Origin of the sequence: Streptomyces sp. NRRL S-1022 (genome assembly GCF_000720135.1) — a bacterium.
GTDB lineage: Bacteria > Actinomycetota > Actinomycetes > Streptomycetales > Streptomycetaceae > Streptomyces.
Window position 1 is genome coordinate 376,434 of record NZ_JOIU01000009.1, and the last position, 10,685, is coordinate 387,118.

At 72.6% G+C, this 10,685-nt stretch carries 9 protein-coding genes; 7 read left to right on the plus strand and 2 right to left on the minus strand.

All coding sequences use genetic code 11. From position 1 onward, the window contains the following. Positions 1-84 precede the first annotated feature (84 nt). Positions 85-1,938 (plus strand): dihydroxy-acid dehydratase, encoded by a 1,854-nt coding sequence (ilvD, locus tag IG05_RS0114885; RefSeq protein ID WP_030342773.1) that lies wholly within the window; start codon positions 85-87, stop codon positions 1,936-1,938. A 49-nt stretch (positions 1,939-1,987) separates the two neighbouring features. On the opposite strand, the gene IG05_RS0114890 is transcribed toward ilvD, so the two are convergent. Next, entirely contained in the window at positions 1,988-4,204 is a 2,217-nt protein-coding gene (locus IG05_RS0114890; RefSeq protein ID WP_030342775.1) for a serine/threonine-protein kinase, read from the minus strand. A gap of 152 nt (positions 4,205-4,356) precedes the next feature. Between IG05_RS0114890 and IG05_RS0114895 the strand changes: the two genes are divergently transcribed. From IG05_RS0114895 to proC, 6 genes are all read left to right on the plus strand, one after another. Further along, positions 4,357-4,674, plus strand: a complete 318-nt coding sequence (locus IG05_RS0114895) for an SH3 domain-containing protein (RefSeq protein ID WP_030342777.1) — start codon at positions 4,357-4,359, stop codon at positions 4,672-4,674. A gap of 349 nt (positions 4,675-5,023) precedes the next feature. Further along, complete coding sequence (locus tag IG05_RS0114900) at positions 5,024-5,584, plus strand: hypothetical protein (protein ID WP_037813747.1); 561 nt, start codon at positions 5,024-5,026, stop codon at positions 5,582-5,584. 51 nt (positions 5,585-5,635) lie between these two features. Beyond that, on the plus strand, positions 5,636-6,433 hold the full coding sequence (locus tag IG05_RS0114905; protein ID WP_030342780.1) for a class I SAM-dependent methyltransferase: 798 nt from the start codon (positions 5,636-5,638) through the stop codon (positions 6,431-6,433). Positions 6,434-6,496: 63 nt separating this feature from the next. After that, a complete protein-coding gene (locus IG05_RS0114910) occupies positions 6,497-7,303 on the plus strand; it encodes an ABC transporter ATP-binding protein (protein ID WP_030342782.1) in 807 nt (268 codons plus the stop codon). Continuing rightward, positions 7,300-8,082 (plus strand): ABC transporter permease, encoded by a 783-nt coding sequence (locus IG05_RS0114915; RefSeq protein WP_030342785.1) that lies wholly within the window; start codon positions 7,300-7,302, stop codon positions 8,080-8,082. The genes IG05_RS0114910 and IG05_RS0114915 overlap by 4 nt, the downstream gene beginning before the upstream one ends. A gap of 110 nt (positions 8,083-8,192) precedes the next feature. Next, positions 8,193-9,005, plus strand: a complete 813-nt coding sequence (proC, locus tag IG05_RS0114920; RefSeq protein ID WP_030342787.1) for a pyrroline-5-carboxylate reductase — start codon at positions 8,193-8,195, stop codon at positions 9,003-9,005. Between the two features lie 42 nt (positions 9,006-9,047). Here proC and trpS read toward each other — a convergent pair whose 3' ends face one another. Then, positions 9,048-10,073: a tryptophan--tRNA ligase gene (trpS, locus tag IG05_RS0114925; RefSeq protein ID WP_030342789.1), complete on the minus strand. Its 1,026-nt coding sequence runs from the start codon at positions 10,071-10,073 to the stop codon at positions 9,048-9,050. Positions 10,074-10,685 lie beyond the last annotated feature (612 nt).

Consider the following 10,685-nt stretch of genomic DNA (forward strand, 5'->3'; position numbering starts at 1 on the left):
CGCGATTCGGACACCTTGTCCCGCCCACTGGATGACCGGCGTACGCTCGATAGCAGCCACATCCGTCTGAAGGAGCGAGCGACGATGCCCGAGCTGAGGTCCCGCACAGTCACCCACGGCCGCAACATGGCGGGCGCCCGCGCCCTTATGCGCGCCTCCGGTGTACCCGGTGCGGACATCGGCCGGAAGCCGATCATCGCCGTCGCCAACTCGTTCACCGAGTTCGTGCCGGGCCACACCCACCTCCAGCCGGTCGGCCGGATCGTCAGCGAGGCGATCAGGGAGGCGGGCGGCATCCCGCGCGAGTTCAACACGATCGCCGTCGACGACGGCATCGCCATGGGCCACGGCGGCATGCTGTACTCCCTGCCGTCCCGCGACCTGATCGCGGACTCGGTCGAGTACATGGTCGAGGCGCACTGCGCCGACGCCCTGGTCTGCATCTCCAACTGCGACAAGATCACCCCGGGCATGCTCATGGCGGCCCTGCGCCTGAACATCCCGACGGTGTTCGTCTCCGGCGGTCCCATGGAGTCCGGCCGCGCCACCCTCGTGGACGGCACGGTCCGCACCCTCGACCTGGTCGACGCGATCTCCGACGCCGTCAACGACAAGATCTCCGACGAGGACATCCTCCGCATCGAGGAGAACGCCTGCCCGACCTGCGGCAGCTGTTCCGGCATGTTCACCGCCAACTCGATGAACTGCCTGACCGAGGCCATCGGCCTGTCCCTGCCCGGCAACGGCTCGGTCCTCGCCACCCACACCGCCCGCCGCGCCCTGTACGAGAACGCGGCCCGCACGGTCATGGACGTCACCCGCCGCTACTACGAGCAGGACGACGACACCGTCCTGCCCCGCAACATCGCCACCTTCCAGGCGTTCGAGAACGCCATGGCCCTGGACATCGCGATGGGCGGCTCCACCAACACGATCCTGCACCTGCTGGCCGCCGCCCAGGAGGCCGGCGTCCCGTTCGGCCTGGACGAGATCGACGCCGTCTCGCGCCGCGTGCCCTGCCTGGCGAAGGTGGCCCCCAACGTCGCCAAGAATCGCACGTACTACATGGAGGACGTGCACCGCGCCGGCGGCATCCCCGCCCTCCTCGGCGAACTGCACCGCGCCGGCCTGCTCAACGAGGACGTGCACGCCGTCCACAGCCCCTCCCTCTCCGACTGGCTGAAGACCTGGGACGTGCGCGGCGGCTCCCCGTCCCCGGAGGCGGTCGAGCTGTGGCACGCGGCCCCCGGCTGCGTCCGCTCCGCCGAGGCCTTCTCCCAGTCCGAGCGCTGGGAGTCCCTGGACGACGACGCCGAGAACGGCTGCATCCGCTCCGCCGAGCACGCGTACTCCAAGGACGGCGGCCTCGCGGTCCTGCGCGGCAACCTCGCCGTCGACGGCTGCGTGGTCAAGACGGCCGGCGTCGACGAGTCGATCTGGACCTTCGAGGGCCCGGCGGTCGTCTGCGAGTCCCAGGAGGAGGCCGTCCAGCGGATCCTCACCCAGGAGGTCAAGGACGGCGACGTCGTCGTCATCCGCTACGAGGGCCCCAAGGGCGGCCCCGGTATGCAGGAGATGCTGTACCCGACCTCGTACCTGAAGGGCCGCGGCCTCGGCAAGACCTGCGCCCTGATCACCGACGGCCGCTTCTCCGGCGGCACCTCGGGCCTGTCCATCGGCCACGCATCCCCCGAGGCGGCCTCCGGCGGCACCATCGCCCTGGTCCAGGACGGCGACCGCATCCGCATCGACATCCCGGGCCGCACCATCGAGTTGCTGGTCGACGAGGCCGAACTGGCCCGCCGCGCCGAGGCCCTGAACGGCGTCTACGCCCCGAAGAACCGCGACCGCAAGGTCTCCGCCGCCCTGCGCGCCTACGCGGCGATGGCGACGAGCGCCGACAAGGGCGCGGTGCGCGACGTGTCCCGGCTGGGCTGACCGGTCGCAGCAGGGGTCGCCTTGTGACGGGGGCGGCCCCTGCGTCCGGTCACCGGGCAGCGCCCCAGTCCGACGGCTTGCGGCCGTCCACGGCGAAGACCGTGCCGTCCGGCGCGGCGGCCAGGACGCGGTCGCCGGCCGGCACCGGGGCGGGCGGGGTGCTCATCACCCGGGCGGAGTTCGCGCCCAGCCGCGCCGGCGTCTGCCCGACGAGCCGGCCCTCGTGGGCGTCCACGGCCAGCAGCCGGCCGTCGCTCGCGGTGAAGTACACCCGGCCGCCCTGCACGACGGGCACCGAACCGCGGCTCACCGACGTCTCCAGGTGCCACAGGTGCCGGCCCGACGCCATGTCCACGGCGTCCAGGGAGCCGCCGGTGGCCAGCACGTAGACGACGTTCCCGTGCACGGTGGCGTGCGCCCCGTCGAGCACGGAGGGCAGCCCGACGCGCTTGGTCGCGCCCGTCGCGGGGGTGTAGCGGACGATCTCCTCGGCGCCGTACGCGCTGTCCACCGCCAGGAAGAACACCGAACCGTCCCGCGCCGCGAACGGCTTGAGCCAGCCCCGCAGCCGTACGTCCCCGCGTACCCGGCCGGTCTCCGGGTCCACGGCGGTCACCCGGGTGCTCGTCCCGTCGGCGGACGTGCGCGTCGCCCAGGCCACCGGCTCGCCGGGGAACGCCACGAAGGCGGCCGCGCCCCGGCCGGGCACGGCACCGCGCCAGCGCGTGGCGCCGGTCGCGCCGTCCACCCCGGTGAGCGTGCCGTCGGCGCCCGCGAGCAGGGCCGTACCGCCGGCGTACCGCACCGTCGTCCCCGCGGGCAGCCGGCGCTGCCACACCTGCTCGCCGGTCGCGGGGGCGAGCCCCGCGAGCCGTGAGCCGCCGTCCGTGTACGGCTGCACCAGCCCGCCGGAGACGGCCGGCGGCCCGCTGGTGGACGAGGTGCCGACCGAGCGCCGCCACAGCAGCCCGCCGTCGTCCGGCGAGAGCGCGAAGACGACACCGGGGCGCGCGCAGAGCACCTTCCCCGCCCCGTACGCGCAGTGCGGCATGCCCTCGCCGCCGACCGCCGGCCGGGCCGTCCAGGTGCCGCCGGCAGCCGCCGTCAGGGACGGCCGATCCCCGCCCCCGGGTGCCTGATCGTTTCCGCCCGGCAGCCACACCGCGGTGAGCACACCTGCCAGCGCGAGCCCGAGGCCCCCGGCCGCCAGCGCCGTCGTCCGTCCGCGGCCGCGGCGCCGCCCGGCGGACCGGAGGCGCGAGGAACTCACGGACCCGGACTCCGACGCGGCTTCCGGTGCGGGGCCTGGGGCGGCTTCCGGTGCGGCTTCCGGTCCGGCTTGCGACGCAGGCCCTGGTGCGGACTCCGGTGCGGACTCCGGCGCGGGGCCGTCCTCACCCGTCCGCTGCGCCGGTATGAACGCCTGGGTGTCGTACGAGGCCGCCACCGAGCGCAGTTCCCGCATCAGCTCGTCCGGTGTGGGCCGGTCCGCGGGCTCCTTGGCCAGACAGCGCAGCACCAGCGGCGCGAGACCCGCCGGCACGCCCGTCAGATCGGGCTCGTCATGGACCACCTGGTAGGCGACGACGTACGGGCTGTCGGAGTCGAACGGCCCGCGCCCCGTGGACGCGTGCACCATGACCGAGCCGAGCGCGAAGATGTCGGCGGCCGGACCCACTTCACGGGGGCGCCGGAACTGCTCGGGCGCCATGAACGGCGGTGTGCCGATCAACTTCCCCGTCTCGGTGCGCAGTTCGCTGTCCTTCGGCCGGGAGATGCCGAAGTCGATGACCTTCGGACCGTCCTCGGCGAGCAGCACGTTGCTGGGCTTCAGATCCCGGTGCACCACCCCGACCCGGTGGATGTCCCGCAGCGCCTCGGCGAGCCCCGCCATCAGCCGGCGCAGCTGCTCGGGCGCCATGGGGCCCTTCCGCTTCACCTGGTCGGAGAGGGTCGGGCCGGGGATGAACGAGGTGGCCATCCAGGGCCGTTCGGCCTCCGGGTCGGCGTCCACGACGGGCGCCGTGAAGGCACCGCTGACCCGGCGCGCGGCGGCCACCTCCTGCCGGAAACGACCCCTGAACTCGGGATCCCGGGCGAATTCGGCGTGTACGACCTTCACCGCGAGCCGCATCCCCGAGGTGCTCCGGGCGAGGTGGACGACCCCCATGCCACCGGATCCCAGACAGGACTCCAGCCGGTAGTGACCGGCGTATGCGGGAAGTTCCGCTTCCGCGCCCGCTCCACCGTTGCGCTGTGGCGACATGGACCACCCCCGTGCTCTTCGTCCGCGCGCGCGACGCACGGAGCCTAGTCGATGACTCGTACGGGACAGAGGCGGCTTGCTAGCGTCTGCGTGCGCGTCGCGCACATGCGTCACGCGGCCTGTTTTCAGTGACACACGGGGGAGGACCACTCATGTCGATCGACCACGCGCAGGAGACCGAGGGCATCGGCGAGGGCACGGCGGTACAGGCGGCGGCAGCCGTCCGCACCTACGCCGTCGCCCCGGGCGTCCGGCTGAACGTCCGCAGCGGCCCGGGCACCCAGTACAACCTGGTCCGTGTCCTGCCGGAGGGCGTCCGGGTGCCGATCTACTGCCAGACGCCCGGTACGACCGTGTCGGGCACCTACGGCACGAGCAACATCTGGGACCTCATCGACAGCGGCGAGTACGTCTCCGACGCCTACGTCGGCACGGGCAGCGACGGCTACGTCGCCTCCCGCTGCGGCTGACCCCGGCCCCACGGCCCGTCCCGCCGGGGTATCGCCCCGACGGGGCGGGCCGTTCCGGTGGGGAGGGGGGACCATCCCGACGGTGAGCTGGACGGACGGAGCCGGTGCCGGTCGAGGGCCGGCCCGACGGGAGGGCCCGGGCCGGATGGGAGGGCCCCGGCCTGGCGGGAGGGGCCGTTCGGGTCGCGCGGGGCTCCGTCCGGCCGGTGAGCCGCGTGGGCGGAGCGCGTGCCGGCCGAGGTCCGGGCCGCCGGGTGGCCGAGGTCCGGCCCGCCGGGTGGCCCGCCCGCTCCCGGCCGAGACCCGCCCCGCCCGGGAGCCCGCGGACGGCCGGAGCCATAATCGTCCCGTGAGCGACGAAACCGGCACCCCGGACACCACGGCGGGCACCGCCGGCCGCGCGGCCCAGGGCGACGGCGTGACCCGAGGCGACGGCGTGGCCCGGGGCGGCGGCCCCCGCCCCGAACCCCTGCGCTTCTTCGGCACGTCCTGGGTGAACCACGACCAGGGCTACGCGGCCCGCCGCGCCGGCGTCGCCGCCGGTTCCCTCGCCGCTGCCGCCCTCTCCTGCCTGGTGCTGCGCTTCGCCTACCAGGGCATCCGGATCGCCGAGACCGGCTCCTTCGTGACCGTGCTGGTCATCGTCATGTTCGCGATCTGCAGCGCGCTCGCCTTCCGCAACACCTGGGAGGGCTTCGGCAAGCGCCACGACCCGCAGCGCCAGGCCGGCCTGCGCGGCCTGCTCGCCATCGGCTTCGTCGGCTCCCTCCTCGCCTACTTCTTCCGCTCCCTCACCGAGGCACCCGGCGAGAAGCTGCACCGCGAGGAGTACGAGCAGGCACGCGAGGCCCACGAACGCCGCACCACCCGTCGCACCGGCAACCCGTCCCGGAAGAAGCGCCGCGGATAGCAGGCCGGAAACGGAACGACAGGCGGCCGGCGGTGCCGTAGACAGGACCCCATGACCGCCGGCCAGCCGTCACCCGCCGAACCTGACGCCTTCCACGCGGCCCGAGCCGGATCGTTCGACTCCGCCGCCGCCCAGTACGCCGCCAACCGCCCGGCCTATCCGCCCGCCCTCTTCGACGCCGTCGAGGAACTGGCCGGCCGCCCCCTGACCGGCGCCCGGACCGTGGACGTCGGCGCCGGAACCGGCATCGCGACCGCCCTTCTGCACGCCCGCGGCGCCGACGTCCTCGCCGTGGAACCAGGCGCGGGCATGGCCGCCGAGTTCCGCCGCGCGCTGCCCCGCGTCCCGCTGGTCCGCGGCGACGGCAACGCCCTGCCCGTCGCCGACGCTCACGCCGACCTCGTCACCTACGCCCAGGCCTGGCACTGGACCGACCCGGCCCGCTCGGTGCCGGAGGCACTGCGCGTACTGCGTCCGGGCGGTGCGCTGGCCCTGTGGTGGAACACCCACGCCCCGGACGTCCAGTGGACCGCGGAGGCCGGTCGGCGCACCGCCCGCTTCCTCGGCGCGGACGTCGCCGCCGAGGCCGGCAAGCCCGGCAGACCCGACCAGCCGGCCGACCCCAGTGGGCGCCTGGACTTCGCGCGCCGCACGGTCCGCTGGAGCCGCCGCGTCCCGATCGACACCCATCTCGCCAACATCGGCAGCCACTCGGCGTTCCTCGTCACCCCCGCGGAACGGACGGCCGCCTTCCTGGAGGAGGAGCGCGCCCACCTCCTCGACGTCTTCCCGGACGGCACGGTCGAGGAGACGTACGACGTCCTGCTCCTGGTCGCCCGTACCCCCTGACGCAACCCCGCACGAGACCCACCCCCTTGACGTCACGACACCTCCAGCCCAATTATTCATCACATGATGAATTATGCGGCGGACCCACCACCCCCGTCACCGGCCCCCGCCGGCCCTGCCGTCCACGCCGACGAGCTCACCGTCGTCCGCGGCCCCCGCACGGTCCTCCACCACGTCCGCTTCACCGTCCCCCGCGGCCGGATCACCGGCCTGCTCGGCCCCTCCGGCTGCGGCAAATCCACCCTCATGCGCTCGATCGTCGGCACCCAGGCCAAGGTCACCGGCACCCTGAACGTCCTCGGCCATCCGGCCGGTCACCCCACCCTGCGCAGCCGCGTCGGCTACGTCACCCAGGCCCCCTCCGTCTACGACGACCTCACGGTCCGCCAGAACCTCGACTACTTCGCCGCGATCCTCGACCCCGGCCGAGCCGCCGCCGAACGCCGCCACCAGCACGTCACCCAGGCCATCGCCGACGTCGACCTCACCCGCCACGCCGACGCCCTGGCCGGCAACCTCTCCGGCGGCCAGCGCGGCCGCGTCTCCCTGGCCGTCGCCCTCCTCGGCACCCCCGACCTCCTCGTCCTCGACGAACCGACCGTCGGCCTCGACCCCGTCCTGCGCCGAGACCTGTGGAACCTCTTCCACGACCTCGCCGCCACCCGCGGCACCACCCTCCTCGTCTCCTCCCACGTCATGGACGAGGCCGAGCGCTGCCACCGCCTCCTCCTCATGCGCGAGGGCGAGGTCCTGGCCGACGACACCCCGGACGCCCTGCGCACCCGCACCGGCACCGACACCGTCGAGGCCGCCTTCCTCCACCTGGTCGACGAGGCCGCCGCGGGCCGCACGAAAGAGAGCACCCCATGAGTACGACCACCCAGACGGCCCCCGCCGCCGCCCCCAGCGCGCTCAACGCCTCCCGCACCACCGCCACCGCGGCCCGGGTCCTGCGCCAGCTCCGCCACGACCCGCGCACCATCGCGCTGATGATCCTCGTCCCGTGCCTGATGCTGATCCTGCTGCGCTACGTCTTCGACGCGAGCCCCCGCACCTTCGACACCATCGGCGCCTCGCTGCTCGGCGTCTTCCCGCTGATCACGATGTTCCTGGTCACCTCCATCGCCACCCTGCGCGAACGCACCTCCGGCACCCTCGAACGCCTCCTCGCCCTGCCCCTCGGCAAGGCCGACCTCATCGCCGGCTACGCCCTGGCCTTCGGCGCGCTCGCCGTCGTCCAGTCCGCCCTCGCCACCGGACTCGCGGTCTGGCTCCTCGGCCTCGACGTCACCGGATCCCCCTGGCTGCTCCTCCTCGTCGCCCTCCTCGACGCCCTGCTCGGCACGGCCCTCGGCCTCTTCGTCTCGGCCTTCGCGGCCTCGGAATTCCAGGCGGTCCAGTTCATGCCCGCGGTGATCTTTCCCCAGCTCCTCCTCTGCGGCCTGTTCACCCCCCGTTCCGACATGCACCCCGTCCTGGAGGCGCTCTCGGACGTCCTGCCGATGTCGTACGCCGTCGACGGCATGAACGAGGTCCTGCACCACGGCGACATCACCGCGACCTTCGTCCGGGACATCCTGATCGTGGCCGGCTGCGCGGTCCTCGTCCTGGGCCTCGGAGCGGCGACGCTACGACGCCGCACGGCCTAGCCACAGCCCGCGCCCGGCCCCGCCCGCGCCCGGCCACAGCCCCGGCCGGTCCCGTTCCGCCCACCGGACAGTGGACCCGCGCACCTCACCCCGGTGCCAGACTGAACCGCATGAGCCAGAAAGTCGCAGTCCTCGGCACCGGCAAGATCGGCGAAGCCCTGCTCAGCGGAATGATCCGGGCCGGCTGGTCCCCCGCCGACCTCCTGGTCACCGCCCGCCGCCCGGAACGCGCCGAGGAACTCCGCACCCGCTACGGAGTCACCCCGGTCGGCAACGCCGAGGCCGCCAAGACCGCCGACATCCTGATCCTCACGGTCAAGCCGCAGGACATGGGCACCCTCCTGGACGAACTCGCCCCGCACGTCCCCGCCGACCGCCTGATCATCAGCGGAGCCGCCGGCATCCCCACCTCCTTCTTCGAGGAGCGCCTGGCAGCGGGCACCCCCGTCGTCCGTGTCATGACCAACACGCCCGCCCTCGTCGACGAGGCCATGTCGGTCATCTCCGCCGGCAGCCACGCCACCGAGGAACACCTCGCCCACGCCGAGGAGATCTTCGGCGGCGTCGGCAAGACCCTCCGCGTCCCGGAGAGCCAGCAGGACGCCTGCACCGCACTGTCCGGCTCCGGCCCGGCGTACTTCTTCTACCTGGTCGAAGCCATGACCGACGCGGGCATCCTGCTCGGCCTGCCCCGCGACAAGGCCCACGACCTCATCGTCCAGTCCGCGATCGGCGCCGCCGTGATGCTCCGCGACAGCGGCGAGCACCCGGTCAAACTCCGGGAGAACGTCACCTCCCCGGCCGGCACCACGATCAACGCCATCCGCGAACTGGAGAACCACGGCGTACGAGCCGCCCTCATCGCCGCCCTCGAAGCCGCCCGCGACCGCAGCCGCGAACTCGCCTCCGGCAAGAAGGACTGACGAGAAGGACTGACCCGCCCGGCCTCCTGGAGCGCCGCCCGGCTAATGCGCGGCGCTCAGCGAAGGCTCCGCCACGGGCGGCAGCAGCCCGATCGCCCGGTAAGCCGTATCGACCGTCGGCCTGGCCAACGCCCGGGCCTTCTCCGCACCATCCCGCAGCACCCCCTCCACATACACCGGATCGGCGCACAGCTCCCGGTGCCTGGCCTGCACCGGCCGCAGCACCTCCACCACCGCCTCCGCGGTGTCCCTCTTCAAAGAGCCGTACGAGTCGTAAACGTCCGCCAGTGACTCAGGGTTCCCGTCCGTGCACGCAGCGAGAATGTCCAGCAGATTCGCGACGCCGGGCCGCTCCGCCCGGTCGTAGACGACCTCCCGCCCGCTGTCGGTCACGGCCCGCAGCACCTTCTTGCGCACCACGTCCGGCTCGTCCAGCAGATAGACGACTCCCGCTCCCGAGTTGTCCGACTTCCCCATCTTCCGCGTTGGGTCCTGGAGGTTCATCACCCGCGCCGCCACCTGCGGCAGCGCCGTCCTCGGCACCACGAACGTGTGCCCGTACCGCTGGTTGAACCGCACCGCCACATCCCGGGCCAGCTCCACGTGCTGGGCCTGGTCCTCACCCACCGGCACCTCGTCCGTGCCGTACGCCAGGATGTCCGCCGCCATCAGGACCGGATACGTCAGCAGCGACAGCCGCACGCTCCCGCCGCGATCCCGTTCCTTCGCCGCCTTCTCCTTGTACTGGATCATCCGCCGCATCTCCCCGTCGGTCGCCACGCACTCCAGCAGGTACGACAGCCGCGTGTGCTCGTCGACATGGCTCTGCAGGAACACGGTGCACACCTCGGGGTCGAGCCCCGCCGCCAGCAACAGCGTGGTCGTCTGCCGGCTGAGCCTGCGCACCCGCGCGGGATCGTGGTCCATGGTCAGCGCGTGCAGATCCACCACGCAGAACAGCGAGTCGGCCCGGTGCTGGTCCACCTCTGCCCAGCGCCGCATGGCTCCCAGGTAGTTGCCCAGGGTCAGGTGCCCGGTCGGCTGAATCCCGCTGAAGACCCGAGTCATCTCCACTCCACCTTCTGGTCGGGACCGCCGCTCCTGCGGCCGGCCCCCGAAGACCCGGAGGGAGATACGAGAACGGCCGCCGAAGCGGCGGCCGTTGAGTGCACACGTGTGTACGGCCGCCGTCAGGCGGCCCACCAGAGCTGGCTACACGTGCGCGTCATCACGTCCTCCACACTACGCCTCCGGGGGTGCCCCTGGGGAGCGAGTTGACACGCCCCGCACCGCTCCGTACTGTTCTCCGAGTTGTCCGACGTGAGCACCGACTCCGGTCGGTCCCCGGACAGCCATTCCGCAAGCACCACCCACTCATTCGACGCTCCGGTGTCGACTGCATTGGCGTGCGTATTTGCGAAATGAGGAATCCGCGTTCGAAAGGACGTCGGCCCCCGATTAGCTCGGGAGCCAGGAATCCGCTAAAGTCTCACTCGTCGGAACGGCCCAACAGCTGGGAAGGCAAACCCCCCTGACTGGGAGTCAGACGCCGAAAGGATCTGATAGAGTCGGAACCGCCGAAAAGGGAAACGCGAGAGCGAGAACCTGGAAAGCACCGAGGAAATCGGATCGAGAAAAGATCTGATAGAGTCGGAAACGCAAGACCGAAGGGAAGCGCCC